The following is a 19,497-nucleotide window of genomic DNA, read 5'->3' as shown; positions in this document are numbered from 1 at the left end:
CTTTATCGAATTGGTTCAATAACTAAATATCTTTTAGTATCCGATCCAACAGAATACGTCTCGATATCAATTCGATTGGCAAGAATATGATGGATAATTTTTCGCTCATTCGAAGGCATTGGCTCTAGCTCAATCTTTTTCCCTGTATAAACGGCCTTATCTGCCATACGATTTGCTAGCTGCTCCAATGATTCTTGACGACGCTTACGATAATTTTCTACGTCTAATTTAACTAAGACGAATCGTTTTGCGTATTGATGCACAACTAATTGTGTCAATTCTTGAAGGGAGTTTAGCGTTTGGCCACGTTTACCTATTAGTAAGGCTGCCTTCTTGCTCTCTAAACTAATGTTAATGATTTTACCCTTTTCTTCAACATCAATAGTTAAGTCATTGATATCTAACTGCTTTGCTATATCTGTTAAATAAGTGACTGCATGCTCAATAGCAACTGTGTTATCGTTACGTTTCTCATCTATTAATTCATTTTCTTCAACTTCCAAAGTTGATTGTAGGTTTTCAGTTGTTGATTCTTGTATATTTTCTACTTCACTTTTCGAAATAATCGCTACTGCTTCTGATGATTCTATTTCATTCAGTTCTTCCATTGCCTGTTGCACAGATTGTTGCTCTTGATCGGATTTCTCAAGTTGTTTTTCAGTTACACGTACATTTGCTTTACGTGAACCAAAACCTAAAAAACCCTTTTTACCTTCTTGAAGTATTTCAATATCTACTTGCTCTCGGGTAAGGTCAAGCTCTTTTAACGCTATAGAGATCGCTTCTTCTACGGTTGCTCCCATTTGCGTAATCTGTTTCACTTTTTAGCCCCTCCTGTTTTTGCAGGTTTAGTTGTTTTGTTCCAAGGCTTATACATAACAAGATTTTGTATGAATGTAATAATATTACCAATTACCCAATAAAGCGATAAAGCGGCAGGTAAATAACTACCTAATCCAATAATCATAAATGGCATGATATACATCATAATTCGCATTTGTGGATTATCCATCGCTGGGCCAGTACGTAGAACAATAAACTGCATGATACCTGCTAGAACAGCGAGTACAATACTCGATTCTGCTAATGGGAACATGAAAAAGTCGCCCAAGTTAATTTCTGGTGTCGAGTTCATACGACTAATTGCGTGATAGAAACCAACTAGAATTGGCATTTGAATCAGCACTGGTAAACATCCAGCTGCTGGATTAGCACCAGATTCACTCATTAATTTCATCATTTCTTCTTGATACTTTTTCTGCGTTACTGCATCTTTAGAGCTGTATTTCTCTTTTAACTTCGCCAATTTAGGCTGTAATTCTTGCATTTTCTTCGCACTTTTTGTCTGTTTAATCATTAACGGCAAAATAGCTAAGCGAATAATGATCGTTACGCAAACTATCCCCCAAGCATACGTACCCAGTAATCCTTTAAATAATGTTATGAAAGCTACGAATGGCCAAACGATATATTTGCTCCAAAAGCCTTCAGTGTCACTATAAATTGGTTGGTTATATTCTGTACACCCAGTTAATAATAATGTTAATGAAGTAAGTGCGAGAATGACCCAAAGTTTTTTCTTCAATCTTCATCCCCCTAAAATAACTTTCATTTTCTATCAGCTATTTTATCATGCACCTTCTATTACTCTCTACTACTTCTTTTTAAAACCTTCGCAATTTTTAAAACATGCTGTAAGCTCTTTTTTGTTTCATGAAAATCTATTGTGGCCGCCGGATGTCTGGCGATAATCACGTATTCCATATCATTTCTCAAATCATCTTGTAATTCGAAGAAACTTTGACGGATATAACGTTTAATTTGATTTCTAGTGACTGCCTTACCTATTTTCTTATTGATGGATAGTCCAATGCGAAATTCTTCTTGTCCCTCTTTTGGTAAACAGTAGACAACAAATTGACGATTTGCAAATGACTTCCCTTTACGAAATACTTTTTGAAAATCTTCATTCTTCTTAATTCTGCGGCGTTTTTTCATCTTTGCACCTGCTTATTCATTGTTCTTTCTTCTCTATAAGAAGGTTCCATTTATACTGATCGTTGATTTTCTCCAAAACAATAGACTTTTACGATTACCTTTTTAAACAGTGTAGAAGAAGTTAACCATAATTGTTTAACCATTTTGGAGAGAAACCAACAATGCTAAACACTAATTTCTCCATAAAGAAAAAAAAGACCACTGATGTTGGTCAGTGGACTTATGCTGATAATACTTTTCTTCCTTTACGACGACGTGCAGCAAGTACTCTACGACCATTTTTAGAACTCATACGTGCGCGGAAGCCATGTACTTTACTATGTTTACGTTTTTTCGGTTGGTATGTGCGTTTCATTTATATGACACCTCCTGGAAAGTCTATTATAAAAAATACTACAGACAGTCTTGCATATTATATATAAATTACGGTCATTCTGTCAATGCTTATTTAGAAAATACATTTTATAGCGATCCAGTTAGTGGAGTTTTATTCACTAGTAAGTTATCCACAATCTAATACCCTACTCTCCAAAACTAGTGTGGACACTATTTTACACCCTCAAAATTATCCACAAGACTTATAGACAGGTTCTGCACAAATTCACCCGTTGTGGATAAGTTCGTTGTGCATATTTATGCAATTTGTGGATAACTTCGAAAACATCTTGAATTACATGGTTTTTTTTGATAAGATTATTGTGTTTTACTCTGTAAATAAATTTGTGTATGCAAAATGTTATCCACAATTGTTAATAATATGTGGATAGTTTTATCCACTAGCTAAGAATAACATTTATCCACAACTTGTTTTTATTGTGAGTATCTATCGTGTATAGTTCATTTATAAACATATTTTAACCGCATTTATAACCAAATATTCAATAGAGATATTTATGTAAAGGAGAAAGAAGCTTGGAACATTTAGAAGAGTTATGGGACAAAGTGCTCTCACAAGTTAAACAAAAGATCTCAAAACCAAGCTTTGAAACTTGGCTTAAATCCACGAAGCTACTTTCTTACAAAGGTGATACCGTAACTATTGCAGCGCCAAATTCATTTGGGCGTGAATGGTTGGAAAATCACTATGTACAGCTAATTGCTTCTATTTTGGCAGAATTAACAGGAAAAGATTTGCATATCCGTTTTGTCGTTCAACAAGACCCAGGCTTTGATGATTTTGATATTCCATCGCCACGTGTTCAAGAAAAACAAGATGATCGTCCAGATTTCTCCCCTGGTATGCTGAACTTAAAAAACACATTTGATACATTCGTTATTGGGTCTGGTAACCGCTTTGCACATGCCGCTTCGTTAGCCGTTGCAGAAGCACCAGCAAAAGCATATAACCCATTATTTATATATGGAGGCGTAGGTTTAGGAAAAACCCATTTAATGCATGCAATTGGCCACTATGTATTGGAACATAACCCTAATGCTAAGGTGGTTTATTTGTCATCTGAAAAATTTACAAATGAGTTCATTAACTCTATCCGCGACAATAAAGCTGTGGAATTCCGTAATAAGTATCGTAGTGTAGATGTCCTCCTAATTGATGATATTCAATTCTTAGCTGGAAAAGAATCAACTCAGGAAGAATTTTTCCATACTTTTAATACTTTGCACGAGGAATCGAAGCAAATAGTTATTTCTAGTGATCGACCTCCAAAGGAGATTCCAACTTTGGAAGACCGCTTACGCTCACGCTTCGAGTGGGGTCTAATAACAGATATTGCACCACCTGATTTAGAAACGAGAATTGCAATATTACGAAAAAAGGCAAAGGCTGATGGATTAGATATTCCAAATGAGGTTATGCTATATATTGCAAACCAAATTGATTCTAATATTCGTGAATTAGAAGGTGCTTTAATCCGCGTAGTTGCTTACTCATCGCTCGTAAATCAAGATATTACGGCTGAATTAGCTGCACAAGCATTAAAGGATATTATTCCAAACTCCGTACCTAGAATGGTAACCATTTTAGATATTCAAAAGGCTGTTGGGGAACACTTCCATGTTAAATTAGAGGATTTTACTGCGAAAAAACGTACAAAATCAATTGCATTTCCACGTCAAATCGCTATGTATTTATCACGCGAGTTAACTGATTTTTCATTACCTAAAATTGGTGAAGAATTTGGTGGTCGTGATCATACAACAGTCATCCATGCACATGAGAAAATCTCAACCATGTTTAAAGAAGATCAAAAATTGCAGCAAGATATTAAACAGATAAAAAGTATGCTAGGTAAGTAAAAACCTGTGGATAACCCGGAAAGTTAACAACATACTTATACACAGCCTGTCTACACTCGGATAGGCTGATTTTATTCGTTAAATTAGACTTATCCACAAATCCACAACCCCTACTACTATATCTATTAATCTTTTAATAAATAATAATATATATAAGTGAGGTATAAGTTTATGAAATTTGATATCATGCGAGATCGTTTATTAGATGGACTAAATGATGTCATGAAGGCAGTTAGTTCAAAAACAACAATCCCTATTTTGACAGGGATAAAAATTGATGTAAGCGAAGAAGGAATGCGTTTAACTGGTAGTGATGCAGATATTACAATTCAAACGTATATACCTGTTGAAGAAAATGGAGAACAATTAATCAATGTTGAAAAACCAGGTTCAATAGTGCTGCAAGCAAAAATGTTCAATGAGATTGTTCGTAAGTTACCTACTAATGACGTTGAATTTGAAGTATCAGAGAAATTCCAAACACGTATCCGTTCTGGTAAATCCGATTTTCACTTAATTGGTTTAGATTCAACTGAGTATCCTTTATTACCAGAGTTGAGTGAAGATAATCAATTTACTGTACCTGCTGATTTATTAAAATCAATTATTCGCGAAACAGTATTTGCAGTATCAACAAGTGAAAGTCGTCCAGTGTTAACAGGTGTTCACTGGCAAATAAAAGACGGAGAACTTGTATGTGTTGCAACTGATAGTCACCGTCTTGCTCGTCGAAAAGTCACTTTAGAACATTTACCAAGTGAACAATCTAGTGTTGTTGTACCTGGTAAAAGTTTGACTGAATTAAGTAAAATTTTGAACGATGCAACTACTCCTGTAGATATTGTTATGACAAACCAACAAGTTTTATTCAAAACAAATGATGTTTTATTCTTCTCACGCTTACTAGAAGGGAATTATCCTGATACATCTCGACTAATTCCTGAAGAATATAAAACAGATGTGACTGTAAATGGTCGCTCTTTACTTCAAGCCATTGACCGTGCTTCTTTACTTGCACGTGAAGATCGTAACAATGTAGTACGTTTTACAACTATGCAAGATGACACGATTGAAATTTCTTCTAATTCACCTGAGGTAGGAAAAGTGGAAGAACAAATTCAAGTTAGTTCACTTGTAGGGGAAGAATTGAAAATTTCTTTCAGTGCAAAATATATGATGGATGCATTAAAGGCAATTGATGGACAAGATGTTGTCATTCAATTTACAGGAGCTATGAGACCATTTATTATTCGCTCTGTACATGACGATGCTATATTACAATTGATTTTACCTGTCCGCACTTACTAAAAATAATTATTTCAATATAACGATAGATGTGAATTATTTCCCAAGATTATTTATGACCTGGTCATAAATAACTGGTTTTACTAAAGGATAGTCATTTCGATGACTATCCTTTTTACTTATGAACAAAAGTTCGGTAAAATATAGGGATAGAGAAAAATAGAAGAGGATGAAATTAACTGTGAATGAAATTGCTATTGATACTGAATTTGTAACGCTTGGCCAATTATTAAAAATAACAGATGCTATTAGCTCAGGTGGAATGGCTAAATGGTTCTTGCAAGAGAACGATGTCTATGTAAACGGAGAAGTAGATAATCGCCGTGGACGTAAATTATATGTTGGTGATACTGTGAACATTCCTGGAACAGGGAGATTTCAGATAACTGGTCCAACGAACGGAGAATAACATGTATATAGATCGGTTAAAGCTGACGAATTACCGTAATTATGAATCGTTAGACTTGACATTTTCCCCGAAAATTAATGTTTTCTTAGGGGAAAATGCACAGGGGAAAACAAATGTTATGGAATCTATATATGTTTTATCGATGGCGAAATCGCATCGTACTTCGAATGAGAAAGAATTGATACGGTGGAGCGAAGATTATGGTAAAATAGAAGGTGACGTTCAAAAAAAGTATGGTCATCTACCTTTGGAATTAACTCTTTCTAAAAAGGGGAAAAAAGCAAGGGTTAACCATTTAGAACAAAGCCGTTTAAGTGATTATATTGGACAGATGAATGTCGTAATGTTTGCCCCGGAAGATTTAACTGTAGTAAAAGGCAGTCCCCAAATCAGAAGACGTTTTCTCGATATGGAAATCGGGCAAATTTCTCCAGTATATTTACATGATTTATTAACATTTCAAAAGCTATTAAAGCAACGAAATCATTTATTGAAAAAAAACCAAGGAAAATCGGCATTGCAAGATGTAATGTTTGATGTATATACCGAACAATATATTCAAGCTGCAGTAAAAGTTATTCATAAAAGATTTCAATTTATGGATTTACTTCAGGAGTGGGCAGAGCCAATTCATTTTGGTATCTCTCGAAATTTAGAGAGATTACAAATTCGTTATCGACCAGTAAGTGGTATGAACCCGGAGTGGACGATTGCTGAGATGGCAAATTTCTTAGAGAAGAAGTTACAAGATGCCTTGCCACGCGAGCTTGAACGGGGTGTCACATTAATTGGACCGCACAGAGATGATTTGCAGTTCCTTGTGAATGATTATGATGTACAAACATATGGATCCCAAGGTCAGCAACGTACGACGGCCCTATCACTCAAATTAGCTGAAATTGAACTTATTAAACAAGAAGTTGGGGAAGCGCCAATTTTGTTACTAGATGATGTTCTTTCAGAGTTAGATGATTACCGTCAGTCACACTTACTGAATACTATTCAAGGTGAAGTTCAGACCTTTGTGACAACAACAAGTGTTGAAGGAATTGACCATGATACAATACGAGAAGCAGCCATGTTTCATGTGAAGCAAGGTTCTGTTGAAGTAGAGGAAACCTAGTGTTAATACAGGTCAGTGGTTAGTAAAATAATTTAAAACGCATACTGATGTCATGAAAGAGTAGGTGGAACAAATGGCAATGGAAGAGAATAAACAGCCTGCTGCATATGATGCAGATCAGATACAAGTATTAGAAGGTTTAGAAGCAGTTCGTAAGCGTCCGGGAATGTATATTGGTACTACGAGTTCTAAAGGTCTTCACCATTTGGTGTGGGAAATTGTAGATAACAGTATAGATGAAGCCTTAGCTGGATACTGTAATGAAATTAAAGTAACAATCGAAAAAGATAACTGGATCCGTGTCGACGATAACGGTCGTGGTATTCCTGTAAGCAATCAAGAAAAAATGGGGAAACCAGCTGTTGAGGTTATTATGACTGTGTTACATGCCGGAGGTAAATTTGGCGGTGGCGGATACAAAGTGTCTGGTGGTTTACATGGTGTTGGTGCATCTGTAGTAAACGCATTATCAGTTTCAACTGAAGTGTATGTAAAGCGCGATGGTCATATACATTTCTTAAGTTTTAGTCGCGGTAAAACAGATCAACCACTTCAAATTATTGGCGATTCTGAAGAAACAGGAACAACAACACGCTTTAAAGCGGATCCTGAAATTTTCAAAGAAACAACAGTTTATGAATTTGATATATTAGCACACCGTATTCGCGAGCTAGCTTACTTAAATCGTGGTATTAGTATTACGATAGCGGATGAACGTGGTGAAGAAGTACGATCAAATACATACCACTATGAAGGTGGTATTAAATCGTATGTTGAACATATTAACGAAAAGAAAGAACCTCTTCATGAAGCAATTGATTTAAAGGGCGAAAAAGATGGTATTTCGGTTGAAATCGCTATGCAGTATAATGCTGGATTTGCATCTAATATTTTCTCGTTTGCTAACAATATCAATACGTATGAAGGTGGTACGCACGAATCTGGATTTAAAACAGCTTTGACACGTGTTATTAACGATTATGCGCGTAAAAATAATCTAATTAAAGATGCCGATGCGAATTTGTCAGGTGAAGATGTACGTGAAGGTTTAGTTGCCATCGTATCGATTAAACACCCAGATCCGCAGTTTGAAGGGCAAACGAAAACAAAATTAGGTAACTCTGAAGTAAGTACAATTACAAACTCATTGTTCTCTGAACGCTTTGAGAGATTTTTATTGGAAAATCCTGCAGTTTCTAGAACAATTGTTGATAAAGGTTTGATGGCAGCTAGAGCGCGTGTTGCTGCTAAAAAGGCACGTGAGTTTACTCGTCGTAAATCCGCTTTAGAAGTTTCTAGCTTACCAGGTAAATTAGCTGACTGTTCTTCTCGTCATCCTGATGAGAGTGAGATTTACATCGTAGAGGGTGACTCTGCCGGTGGTTCAGCTAAATCAGGTCGTGATCGTCATTTCCAGGCAATATTACCTTTGCGTGGTAAAATTTTAAACGTTGAAAAAGCACGTCTTGACAGAATTCTGTCTAATGCTGAAATTCGAGCAATGATTACAGCAATTGGTACAGGTATTGGCGAAGATTTCGAACTGAAAAAAGCACGTTATCATAAAATCGTTATCATGACTGATGCAGACGTAGATGGAGCACATATTCGAACTCTATTATTAACATTCTTCTTCCGATTCTTGCGACCAATAATCGAAGCAGGATATATCTATATTGCACAGCCCCCTCTGTATCAAGTAAAACAAGGGAAACATGTTGAATATTGCTATAGCGATGAAGAACTTCAAGAAATTTTAGAGCGTCTCCCAAACTTACCAAAGCCAGGTATTCAGCGTTATAAAGGTCTCGGTGAAATGAATGCAGAGCAATTATGGGATACGACAATGGATCCAGAGCATCGTACATTACTGCAAGTTGAACTAGATGACGCAATAGAAGCGGACCGCACATTTGAACAATTGATGGGAGACGAAGTAGAACCACGTCGTCAATTTATTGAGGAAAATGCTGTTTACGTGAAAAATCTAGATATTTAACGAGCTAGTGAAGGGAGGTAAGCACTTTGTCAGAAATTAATAACCCTGGTGTTAAGGGGATTAACATAAGTAAAGAAATTAAGACTTCGTTTTTAAGTTATGCAATGAGTGTTATCGTCTCGCGTGCTTTACCTGATGTCCGCGATGGTTTAAAACCAGTACATCGTCGTATTTTGTACGGTATGCAAGAGTTAGGTAGTACTTCTGATAAGCCGTATAAAAAATCAGCACGTATCGTTGGTGACGTAATGGGTAAGTATCACCCTCATGGTGACTCATCTATTTATGATGCTATGGTGCGTATGGCGCAAGATTTTAGCTATCGTTATATGTTAGTTGATGGTCATGGTAACTTCGGTTCTGTCGATGGTGATGGTGCTGCTGCCATGCGTTATACGGAATCCCGTATGTCTAAAATTGCAATGGAAATGCTGCGTGATATTAATAAAGACACAATCGATTACCAAGATAACTATGATGGCAATGAAAAAGAGCCAATCGTGTTACCAGCACGTTATCCAAATTTACTTGTTAACGGTGCTTCAGGTATTGCTGTTGGTATGGCTACTAATATTCCTCCTCATCAATTAGGTGAGGTTATTGATGGTGTTTTAGCAATCTCTGATAATCCAGCAATTACAACGGAAGAGTTAATGGAAATTATCCCAGGACCAGACTTCCCTACAGGTGGTACAATTCTAGGCCGAAGTGGAATACGTCGTGCTTATGAAACTGGTCGTGGTTCTATTATTATTCGTGCTAAAGTTGAAATAGAACAAAAATCGAATGGTAAAGATACAATTGTTATTCACGAACTTCCATACCAAGTAAATAAAGCAAAATTAATCGAAAAAATTGCGGAGTTAGTACGAGACAAAAAAATCGATGGTATTACAAATATTAACGATGAGTCTGACCGTAATGGTATGCGTGTAGCTATTGATATTCGCAAAGATGCAAACTCTAATGTTGTATTGAATAATTTATATAAACAAACAGCGATGCAATCAAGCTTTGGTATAAACATGCTTGCGTTAGTAGATGGGCAACCAAAAGTTTTAAGTTTGAAAGAATCTCTTTATCATTATTTAGAACACCAAAAAGTAGTAATTCGCAGACGTACGCAATTCGAATTGAAAAAAGCTGAAGACCGTGCACATATTTTAGAGGGTTTACGTATTGCACTGGATCATATTGATGAGATTATTCACTTAATCCGCAGCTCACAAACAGGTGACGAAGCTAAAAATGGTTTAATGGATAAGTTCAGCCTAAGTGAACGTCAAGCACAAGCGATCCTAGATATGCGTTTACAACGCTTAACAGGTTTAGAACGTGAGAAAATCGAAGGTGAATATCAAGAATTACAAGCTTTAATTGCTAAGTTACGTGAAATTCTTGCAGACGAGGGTAAGATTCGCCAAATTATTCATGAAGAATTGCTTGAGGTAAAAGAACGTTTCAATGATAAACGTCGTACTGAAATTACTGCTGGCGGTATGGAAATGATTGAAGACGAAGATTTAATTCCTCGTGAGAATTCAGTTATTACCCTTACACACAATGGCTATATCAAACGTTTACCTGCGAACACATATCGTAGTCAAAAGCGTGGAGGTCGTGGTGTTCAAGGGATGGGTACCAACGATGATGATTTCGTTGAACATCTAATGAATACGTCTACGCATGATACAATTGTATTCTTTACATCTAAAGGTAAGGCATTCCGTGCAAAAGGCTATGAAATTCCTGAATATGGTCGTACAGCTAAAGGATTACCGATTGTTAACTTATTAAGCGTTGATAAGGATGAACAAGTAACAGCAATGATACGTGTTCCTTCGTTTGAAGATGACGCTTACTTTATCTTCACTACGCGTACTGGTGTAACAAAACGTACTCCAGTATCATACTTTGCTAATATTCGTAACAATGGTTTAATAGCTATTTCTCTACGTGAAGATGATGAATTAATTTCTGTTCGTCTTACAGATGGGAAAAAAGAAATCATCATTGGTACACGAAATGGTATGCTTGTACGATTTAATGAAGAAGACATTCGATCAATGGGTCGTACAGCTGCAGGGGTTCGTGGTATCCGCCTAAAAGATGACGACTATGTTGTCGGAATGGAAATGATTGAGCCAGGACAAGAAATTTTAGTTGTAACAGAAAAAGGTTACGGAAAACGTACGCCAGAAGAAGAATATAGAATTCAAACTCGTGGTGGAGTAGGTATTAAAACTTGTCAAATTACAGATAAGAACGGTCCTTTATCTGCTGTGAAAACAGTGGACGGTTCAGAAGACTTAATGCTCATTACAATTAACGGTATGCTAATTCGTATGGATATTAACGATATTTCTGTAACAGGACGTAGTACGCAAGGTGTTCGTCTAATTCGTCTAGGTGATGAAGAGCTTGTTGCAACAGTTGCAAAAGTTGCAAAGGAATCTGAAGAAGATGAAGAATTAGATGAAAGTGAAGAATCTGTTGAATTAGGAGAGGCAACAGTAGAAGAAACTGATGCAGATTCTGAACCAACAGATGCAGAATAATTTTACTTATTAATATGAAGAATCTCGATTAAAACTAATCGAGGTTCTTTTTTTATTATTATTTTCATAACTTTATTAGACAGGGTTTAAAAAGATATGGAAATTAATTATGATTTTTATGACTTTAGGAAAGAGCAAATGATGAGGCGACAGAATAAACAAGGAAACCCAATATTATAGGGTTTTTTCAGGAAATTTTATTTATAATTCCACAAAATACGACAAAAAAAGATTTCGATATGGGAACAAATAAAATACTATAGAAAATCTTATATTATATTAGAATATTTTATTTAAATACTTTTATACTTTAAAGTAATAGATTAGTAGATGCCGTTAAGCGCTTTGCACCACAAATAGATTGAATCTTCATATTTTTATACTATATTAAGAAAAAATAATTAAATAGATTGACTAAAATTGGAATGAGTGTGTAAAATGTAAATCAATATATAACATTTGTATGAGTTTTTTAAAGTAATTGACATATTATTTAATTTTATGTATATATTTTCGCTCGATACACTGTTATTATTTTCTTAATATTCTTTCTACATTACGAGTTTTTGAAAGGAGACATATTTTGGCTAGCTCAGAGAATTTATTAACCATCAGGAATTTACACACCGGTTTTCGAATAAAGGATACATATTATAATGCTGTTGATGATGTTTCTATTAATCTAAACAAAAATGAGATTTTAGCTATAGTTGGAGAATCAGGTTGTGGTAAAAGTACACTTGCTACTTCAATTCTTGGTTTACATGTTGCAAATAATACAAAAGTTACAGGTGAAATTCTTTATAAAGATTTAAACCTTGCAGGACTTCCAGAAGATAAGTTTAATAGTATTCGTGGTAATGATATAGGAATGATTTTTCAGGATCCATTATCTGCATTAAATCCTTTAATGCGAATCGGTGAACAAATTTCAGAATCTTTAGTCTACCATACGAAATTTACAAAAGAGCAGAGAGTTGAACGTGTTCTTGAATTGTTAAATCAAGTTGGAATACCTAATCCTGAAAGGGTAGCAAATCAGTTTCCACACCAATTATCAGGTGGGATGCGTCAACGTGTCATAATTGCCATTGCCATTGCTTGCAAACCAGCTATTATTGTAGCGGATGAGCCAACAACAGCTCTGGATGTTACGATTCAGGCACAAATATTAGATTTATTGAAAGAATTACAAGCTGAGACAAAGAGTGGAATTATATTAATTACACATGACCTTGGAGTAGTTGCAGAAGTTGCAGATCGCGTTGCGGTTATGTATGCAGGTCAAATTATTGAAGAAGCGCCAGTAGAGGAGTTATTTAATAACCCTAAGCATCCCTATACAAGATCACTACTTAATTCTATTCCTCAGATGAATAGCGAAAACGAGAAACTTCAAGTAATTAAAGGTTTAGTACCATCACTAAAAAACTTACCGCGCCAAGGATGCCGTTTTTCATCTCGAATTCCATGGATTGCTGCAGATGCACATGAGGAAAATCCAGTATTACATGAAGTTGCCCCCGGACACCTTGTAAGATGTACTTGCTGGAAACACTTCGATTTTGAAGGTGCAGAGGGGGGACAACTAAGATGAGCTTTATGCAAATAAAAGATTTATGTGTACATTATCCAATTCGCGGTGGCTTTTTCAACAGAGTTGTTGATCATGTCTATGCGGTTGATGGAGTTAATATGGAATTTGAAAAAGGAAAAACGTACGGTCTAGTTGGTGAATCTGGTTCGGGTAAATCCACTACTGGGAAGGCAATTATAGGGTTAGAGAAAATTACATCTGGAAGCATTATTTATGAAGGGGAAAATGTTACCAATCAACGTCGTGAAAGAACTTCAGCGTATAACAGAGATATACAGATGATTTTCCAAGATTCACATTCTAGTATGAATCCAAGAAAGCGTATAAAGGATATTATTGCAGAACCTATTCGGAATTTTTTGAAATTAAGCGATCAAGAGGAAAATAGACGGATTAATGAATTGCTGGCAATTGTAGGGATGCCAGAGGACGCTAAATATAAATATCCACATGAATTTTCAGGAGGGCAAAAGCAGCGTATTGGTATTGCTCGAGCAGTTGCTTGTAATCCAAAAATGATTATTGCAGATGAACCTGTTTCGGCGCTTGATTTATCAGTACAGGCTCAAGTTTTAAACTTTATGAAAGATATTCAACAGGAATATGGCTTGAGTTATCTATTTATCTCACATGATTTAGGTGTTGTAAAACATATGTGTGATCATATCTCAATTATGTATAAGGGACGTTTTGTTGAAACTGGTCGTCGTGAGGATGTTTATAAAAATCCTCAACACATATATACTCAACGCTTATTATCAGCAATTCCTAATATTGAACCGTCTACTCGTATTGCGCGTAAAGCAGAGCGTCAAGGGGTAGAAGCAATTTATCAAACCGAACAACATAAGTATTATGATGAAAATGGCAAAGTCTATGCTCTAAAACAATTAAGTAGTACGCATTCGGTTGCCATGAGTACGCAAGACAAAGGAGGCAACTGAAATGTGGAAAACAGTATTAAGACGATTTTTAGTTATGATTCCACAGTTATTTGTCCTTAGCTTACTTATCTTTATTATGGCGAAGTTTATGCCTGGTGATCCATTTACAGGGTTAATAACACCAGAAACAGACCCAAACGTAATAGAAGAGTTAAAGATAAAAGCTGGATTATATGATCCTTGGTATGTCCAATACTACAATTGGATTACAAATGCTTTCCAAGGTGACTTTGGTGATAGCTATACATTTAAAGTATCGGTTTCATCACTTATTGGTGAGCGTGCTATGAATACCTTTTGGCTATCATTATTAAGCGTTATTTTACTGTATGCTATTGCCATTCCGTTAGGTATTTTAGCTGGACGCTATCAGGATTCGTTGCTAGATAAGGGAATTGTTTTATATAGCTTTATTAGTTATGCGATTCCTACATTTGTATTATCGTTGATTTTCTTATTTATGTTTGGTTATCACATCCCGATTTTTCCAACTAGTGGAACGGTGGATGTTTCGCACGATCCTGGTACTTGGGGCTATTTCTGGAGCAAAGTGTACCATATGCTTTTGCCAGCTATCACTTATGCATTACTAGCTACTACTGGAGTAATTCAATACTTACGTTCGGAAATAATCGATTCAAAATCAATGGATTATGTTAAGACAGCACGAAGTAAAGGTCTTCCGATTTCGAAAGTTTATACTAAACATATTTTCAGAAACTCATTATTACCAATCGCTGCCTTCTTCGGATTTACTATTACAGGGTTATTGGGCGGGTCGGTATTTATCGAAACAATCTTTGGCTACCCAGGGATGGGGCAGTTATTTATTTCATCTATTGCATCACGTGATTATAGCGTAATTACAACGCTTGTCATGTTGTTCGGCTTCTTAACATTATTAGGTAGTCTACTGTCCGATATTATTATGAGTATTGTTGATCCAAGAATTCGGATAGAATGATGAATCTTAATGACAAAGGAGAGGTGAATAGAGATGACACAACAAACAAATAGTACGGAAAATACGGCAAAAGATACAATTAGCTCTCCACCGACTGGATTCCAAGTCATATTAAGGGAGTTTAAAAAAGACAAACTAGCAATGTTCTCTTTAATTTTATTAGGGTTAATTATTGTGGGCATTTACGTAGCCTCATTATTCATCGATCAAGAGGAACTAATGCGTATTAGTATAAGAGGTAAATATGCTGAACCAGGTGAAGGTTTTATACTTGGAGCGGACCACGGTGGGCGATCCATTTTAGGGCAATTAATTATTGGCGCTAGAAACTCAATCACAATTGCAATTATTATTACGATAATAACTGGAATTGCTGGTGTTGTTATAGGGTTAGTAACAGGTTATTTTGGTGGGCTTATCGATAATATATTTATGCGTATTATTGACTTCTTTTTGACACTGCCAACGACTATGATTATTATTGTGTTCGTTACAATTATTCCCAAATATAATGTAGCGGCTTTTATATTAATAATGAGTCTCTTTTTATGGATAGGTACTGCAAGACTAATACGTAGTAAGTCCCTATCAGAAAGTAGAAGGGATTATGTTAGTGCTTCTAAGACAATGGGAACTCGTAATTCAACTATTATCTTTAAAGAAATCATGCCGAATATAAGTTCTCTTATAATTGTAGAATTGACATTGAACTTTGCAGGAAATGTCGGTATTGAAACAGGATTATCCTTCCTTGGCTTCGGTTTACCACCATCAACACCAAGTTTAGGAACTCTTGTTAGTTACGCAGCAAATCCCGAAGTATTGTCTACGAAATTATGGGTTTGGTTACCGGCAGCATTACTAATTTTAGTATTGATGTTAGGAATAAATTATGTTGGACAGGCATTACGTCGTTCAGCAGATGCAAGACAGAGATTAGGATGATAAAGGAGGAAAAAAGATGAAGAAAAAGAATTGGTTTTTAGTTTCTATGCTATTAGCTCTAGCGTTAGTTTTAGCAGCTTGTGGTGGAGATAAGGGCAAAGAGTCTAGCGGTGGCAAAGAAAAGGAAAAAGAAGAGGAAAAAGTAGATGCAAGCGCATTTCCAGTAGCTGTAGAAAACAATGATGAGGCAATCAAGGGTGGTACTTTACAAGTCGCTCTTGTAAATGACTCACCATTCAAAGGGATCTTCTTAGCTGAATTATACGAAGATGCGTACGATGATAAAATTATGGCATTTGCAAGTAATAGTCTATATGACACAAAAGAAGATTTCTTAATTAGTGATAAAGGTATCGCTTCTTTAAAAGTAGATGCTGATAACAATAAAGTAACAGTTAAAATTCGTGAAGGCGTAAAATGGTCTGACGGCGAACCTTTAACTATTGAAGATGTTATTTTCCCTTATGAAATTATAGGTCATAAAGATTACACTGGTGTTCGTTATGATGGTGATTTCAAAAATATTATTGGTGCTGAAGAGTATCATGCAGGTAAAGCAAAAACTATCTCAGGTTTGAAAAAAATTGATGATCATACTTTAGAAATTACATTCAAAAAATTATCACCTGCTATTTACAACGGTGGTGACGGTTTATGGGGCACTGCAGCACCAAAACATTACTTAAAAGACGTAGCAATCAAAGATTTAATTAAATCGGATAAAATCCGTAAAGCACCAGTTACTCTTGGTACATTTAAATTTGATAAAATTGTAAATGGTGAATCAGTACAATTCGTAGCTAACGAACATTACTGGAGAGGCAAACCTAAAATTGATAAAGTTGTATTAACAACTGTTCCTTCAACTCAAATTGCAGAAGCTTTAAAAGCTGGTAAGTATGACATCGCTACATCGTATAGCGCAACGAATTATGATGGAGTTAAAGATTTGAAAAACTTAACAGTACTAGGTCGTAAAGAATTAGCTTATTCTTATGTTGGTTTCAAACTTGGTAAATTTGACAGTAAAACAGGTGAAAGTATAACAGATCCAAACGCTAAAATGGGTGACGTTAGTCTACGACAGGCATTTGCATATGCAATGGATGTTGAGCAAGTAGCTGATGAATATTATAGTGGCTTACGTTCACGTTCTAACTCATTGATTCCACCAGTATTCTCTGCATTCTATGATGATACATTAGAAGGATTTAAATATGATCCTGAAAAAGCGAAAAAATTATTAGATGATGCAGGATTTAAAGATGTTGATGGAGATGGTTTAAGAGAAGATAAAAACGGTAAAAAACTTGAAATTAAAATGGCAGGTATGTCTGGCGATGATAAAGACGAAGCTATGATGCAATTTTACCTGCAAAATTGGAAAGATGTTGGTTTAAATGTTGTCTTAACAACAGGTCGTTTAATCGAATTCAATAGTTTCTATGATAAAGTAAAAGCTGATGACAAAAATATTGACGTATACATGGCTGCATGGGGTACTGGTACTAACCCGTCTCCATTAGGTCTTTATGGACGTGATTCATCTTACAATTATAGTCGATTCACTTCTCCTGAGTTAGATAAATTACTAGCTAAAATCGATTCAAAAGAAGCGATCGATCCAGAAGTTCGTGCAAAAGCATTTAAGGATTGGCAAATCTACATGGCTGAACAAGCGCCAGTATTCCCAACTTACTACCGTACAGAAATTATGCCAGTTAACAAACGTGTGAAAAACTACAATAAAGACTGGGTTAATGCTACTGATTTAAACGTATTGGAACTTACTGCTGAAGAGCCAATTAAATAACAAGGTAAGTAACCAAATTAAAGAAGCTCCGAGCAATTGTACTATATGTGCAATGCTTGGAGTTTTTTATGTATAAAATTTAAATGACAAAAGGACTAAATATTTATATTACAATTAAAGTAAGTTTTAGATACAATATATACTAGGACAAATTAATTATTTTCGAAGGAGTGTGTGCTTATGAGTGCTACATTAGTGAAGGTGGCTGATTTGCGATTGGGTAGTATCGTGGCCGAGGATATAATGGCAAATACACAATACCCTATTGTATATAAAGACACTAAAATTACTAGAGAGCATTTAATTGTATTTCAGGCTTTCCAAATCCCAAAAATCCCAGTGCTCACTACATCATTCGTTGAAAAAAAAGAAAAGGAAATCACGTTAGTTCCTGAAACTGTTAAAGAAGATGAAGTGGTAGTTGAAAGTATGACGCCATTTGCTAACCAATATGGAAAGAGTGTTGCAGAATTTAAAGCTGAATTTTTTAAGTGGCAGGCGGGTAGTAAAGTTGATATTGTAAAGATTCGTACTATTATACTTCCGTTAATAGATTATGTATTAAGAGATCGTGCACTTATTTTCTCATTAAATGAACTTTCAGATTCTAAAAATTATATTTATCACCATTCAGTTGCGCTTAGTTTAATATCAGCTGCAATTGCGCATAAAATGGGCTTATCAAAAGGAGATATTATTCAAGTTGCCAGCGCAGCAGCTTTAGCTGATTGCGGTATGGCAAAAGTGAATAAAAAGATTCTTGAAAAGGCAGGGACTTTAACTGAGTTAGAACTTAAAGAAATTCAAGAACATCCCTTTTATAGTGCACAATTAGTGAAAGAAATTCCTCTTTTAAAATCTGATATGAAGATTGCTATATATCAGCATCATGAGCGATTAGATGGTAGTGGTTATCCATTAGGTGAGAAAGGTAATTCCATTGCTGTGTACTCTCATATTATTGCGGTAGCTGATGTTTTCCACGCTATGACGTGCGAACGAGTATACAGAGAAAAAGAATCGTCTTTTAAAGTATTAGAAATGATCCGAGAATCGCAATTTGGCAAATTTAATATTGAAGTAGTTCATACTTTATTTAGCTGTTTAGCAGATTTACCATTAGGAACAAAAGTAGAATTATCTAATTTTGCATTAGCAACAATTGTTTTTGTAAATAAGGATACCCCTACTCGACCGGTTGTAAAGTTGATAGACACATCAGAAATCATAGACTTATCAAGGAATCGTATATTATATATCGAAAGATTAATCGCCGATTAGCTTTATTAATTCTATCCCTAAATTAAGTCCTTCTATAGGAAGAAACTCTTTAGAAAAATAATTAGTTTTAAATGTTAGGGATAGAATTCTATTTTTTATTAAAAAGTGTTGACAGTTATATAGAAAGTGTTATATTATATTACTTGTCGCTAAGACGTACCGAACAAAACTTAATAACTTCACTTTCAAATAAAACTTTTTAAAAAAGTTGTTGACAGTTGAAGATATAAATGTTAAGATTTAAAAGTCGTCAAAACAAAACGACAAAATGAACCTTGAAAACTGAACATGCAAGACGTTAATCA

The 19,497-nt window shown here is 35.3% G+C and carries 16 protein-coding genes; 12 read left to right on the top strand and 4 right to left on the bottom strand.

The window, feature by feature from the left end:
• Positions 1-2 precede the first annotated feature (2 nt).
• The 4 genes from jag to rpmH all read right to left on the bottom strand — a co-directional run bounded on the left by jag (position 3) and on the right by rpmH (position 2,353).
• Positions 3-821, bottom strand: coding sequence for an RNA-binding cell elongation regulator Jag/EloR (gene jag, locus AMD00_RS17905; protein WP_053418416.1), 819 nt, complete (start codon positions 819-821; stop codon positions 3-5).
• Positions 818-1,585, bottom strand: a complete 768-nt coding sequence (gene yidC, locus AMD00_RS17900; protein WP_053418415.1) for a membrane protein insertase YidC — start codon at positions 1,583-1,585, stop codon at positions 818-820. The genes jag and yidC overlap by 4 nt, the downstream gene beginning before the upstream one ends.
• A 59-nt stretch (positions 1,586-1,644) precedes the next feature.
• Complete coding sequence (gene rnpA / locus AMD00_RS17895) at positions 1,645-1,998, bottom strand: ribonuclease P protein component (RefSeq protein ID WP_038178762.1); 354 nt, start codon at positions 1,996-1,998, stop codon at positions 1,645-1,647.
• Positions 1,999-2,218: 220 nt separating this feature from the next.
• Complete coding sequence (rpmH, locus tag AMD00_RS17890; RefSeq protein WP_036200974.1) at positions 2,219-2,353, bottom strand: 50S ribosomal protein L34; 135 nt, start codon at positions 2,351-2,353, stop codon at positions 2,219-2,221.
• A 557-nt stretch (positions 2,354-2,910) separates the two neighbouring features.
• Between rpmH and dnaA the strand changes: the two genes are divergently transcribed.
• The 12 genes from dnaA (at position 2,911) to AMD00_RS17830 (ending at position 19,192) form a co-directional block, all read left to right on the top strand.
• Positions 2,911-4,254, top strand: coding sequence for a chromosomal replication initiator protein DnaA (dnaA, locus tag AMD00_RS17885; RefSeq protein ID WP_038178759.1), 1,344 nt, complete (start codon positions 2,911-2,913; stop codon positions 4,252-4,254).
• 171 nt (positions 4,255-4,425) lie between these two features.
• Positions 4,426-5,562, top strand: coding sequence for a DNA polymerase III subunit beta (gene dnaN, locus AMD00_RS17880; RefSeq protein ID WP_038178757.1), 1,137 nt, complete (start codon positions 4,426-4,428; stop codon positions 5,560-5,562).
• A gap of 178 nt (positions 5,563-5,740) precedes the next feature.
• Positions 5,741-5,968, top strand: coding sequence for a S4 domain-containing protein YaaA (gene yaaA / locus AMD00_RS17875; protein ID WP_038179148.1), 228 nt, complete (start codon positions 5,741-5,743; stop codon positions 5,966-5,968).
• Position 5,969: 1 nt separating this feature from the next.
• Positions 5,970-7,091 (top strand): DNA replication/repair protein RecF, encoded by a 1,122-nt coding sequence (gene recF / locus AMD00_RS17870; RefSeq protein WP_053418414.1) that lies wholly within the window; start codon positions 5,970-5,972, stop codon positions 7,089-7,091.
• 73 nt (positions 7,092-7,164) lie between these two features.
• Positions 7,165-9,090: a DNA topoisomerase (ATP-hydrolyzing) subunit B gene (gene gyrB / locus AMD00_RS17865; protein WP_390394434.1), complete on the top strand. Its 1,926-nt coding sequence runs from the start codon at positions 7,165-7,167 to the stop codon at positions 9,088-9,090.
• A 26-nt stretch (positions 9,091-9,116) separates the two neighbouring features.
• The gene (gene gyrA, locus AMD00_RS17860; RefSeq protein ID WP_053418413.1) at positions 9,117-11,648 is read left to right on the top strand and encodes a DNA gyrase subunit A; all 2,532 of its coding nucleotides are present in this window, start codon (positions 9,117-9,119) and stop codon (positions 11,646-11,648) included.
• Positions 11,649-12,231: 583 nt separating this feature from the next.
• Positions 12,232-13,245 carry an ABC transporter ATP-binding protein gene (locus AMD00_RS17855; RefSeq protein WP_053418412.1) on the top strand — a complete coding sequence of 338 codons (1,014 nt, stop codon included), beginning with the start codon at positions 12,232-12,234 and terminating at the stop codon, positions 13,243-13,245.
• Positions 13,242-14,189: an ATP-binding cassette domain-containing protein gene (locus AMD00_RS17850; RefSeq protein ID WP_053418411.1), complete on the top strand. Its 948-nt coding sequence runs from the start codon at positions 13,242-13,244 to the stop codon at positions 14,187-14,189. Before AMD00_RS17855 ends, AMD00_RS17850 begins: the two co-directional genes overlap by 4 nt.
• A gap of 1 nt (position 14,190) precedes the next feature.
• Complete coding sequence (gene opp4B / locus AMD00_RS17845) at positions 14,191-15,153, top strand: oligopeptide ABC transporter permease (protein ID WP_053418410.1); 963 nt, start codon at positions 14,191-14,193, stop codon at positions 15,151-15,153.
• A gap of 33 nt (positions 15,154-15,186) precedes the next feature.
• Entirely contained in the window at positions 15,187-16,098 is a 912-nt protein-coding gene (locus tag AMD00_RS17840) for an ABC transporter permease (protein WP_053418409.1), read from the top strand.
• Positions 16,099-16,114: 16 nt separating this feature from the next.
• On the top strand, positions 16,115-17,911 hold the full coding sequence (locus AMD00_RS17835) for an oligopeptide ABC transporter substrate-binding protein (RefSeq protein ID WP_053418408.1): 1,797 nt from the start codon (positions 16,115-16,117) through the stop codon (positions 17,909-17,911).
• A gap of 180 nt (positions 17,912-18,091) precedes the next feature.
• Complete coding sequence (locus AMD00_RS17830; protein ID WP_053418407.1) at positions 18,092-19,192, top strand: HD-GYP domain-containing protein; 1,101 nt, start codon at positions 18,092-18,094, stop codon at positions 19,190-19,192.
• Positions 19,193-19,497 lie beyond the last annotated feature (305 nt).

The organism is Viridibacillus arvi (assembly GCF_001274945.1).
Lineage (GTDB): Bacteria > Bacillota > Bacilli > Bacillales_A > Planococcaceae > Viridibacillus > Viridibacillus arvi.
Note: the sequence above shows the minus strand (reverse complement) of the source record. Positions and strands in the feature narration are given on the sequence as shown.

Excerpts from the sequence above, each read along its gene's own strand:
- rnpA (WP_038178762.1), bottom strand. The coding sequence starts at position 1,998 with ATGAAAAAACGCCGCAGAATTAAGAAGAATGAAGATTTTCAAAAAGTA.
- rpmH (WP_036200974.1), bottom strand. The coding sequence starts at position 2,353 with ATGAAACGCACATACCAACCGAAAAAACGTAAACATAGTAAAGTACAT.
- dnaN (WP_038178757.1), top strand. The coding sequence starts at position 4,426 with ATGAAATTTGATATCATGCGAGATCGTTTATTAGATGGACTAAATGAT.
- recF (WP_053418414.1), top strand. The coding sequence starts at position 5,970 with ATGTATATAGATCGGTTAAAGCTGACGAATTACCGTAATTATGAATCG.
- gyrB (WP_390394434.1), top strand. The coding sequence starts at position 7,165 with ATGGCAATGGAAGAGAATAAACAGCCTGCTGCATATGATGCAGATCAG.
- AMD00_RS17850 (WP_053418411.1), top strand. The coding sequence starts at position 13,242 with ATGAGCTTTATGCAAATAAAAGATTTATGTGTACATTATCCAATTCGC.
- opp4B (WP_053418410.1), top strand. The coding sequence starts at position 14,191 with ATGTGGAAAACAGTATTAAGACGATTTTTAGTTATGATTCCACAGTTA.
- AMD00_RS17840 (WP_053418409.1), top strand. The coding sequence starts at position 15,187 with ATGACACAACAAACAAATAGTACGGAAAATACGGCAAAAGATACAATT.
- AMD00_RS17835 (WP_053418408.1), top strand. The coding sequence starts at position 16,115 with ATGAAGAAAAAGAATTGGTTTTTAGTTTCTATGCTATTAGCTCTAGCG.
- AMD00_RS17830 (WP_053418407.1), top strand. The coding sequence starts at position 18,092 with ATGAGTGCTACATTAGTGAAGGTGGCTGATTTGCGATTGGGTAGTATC.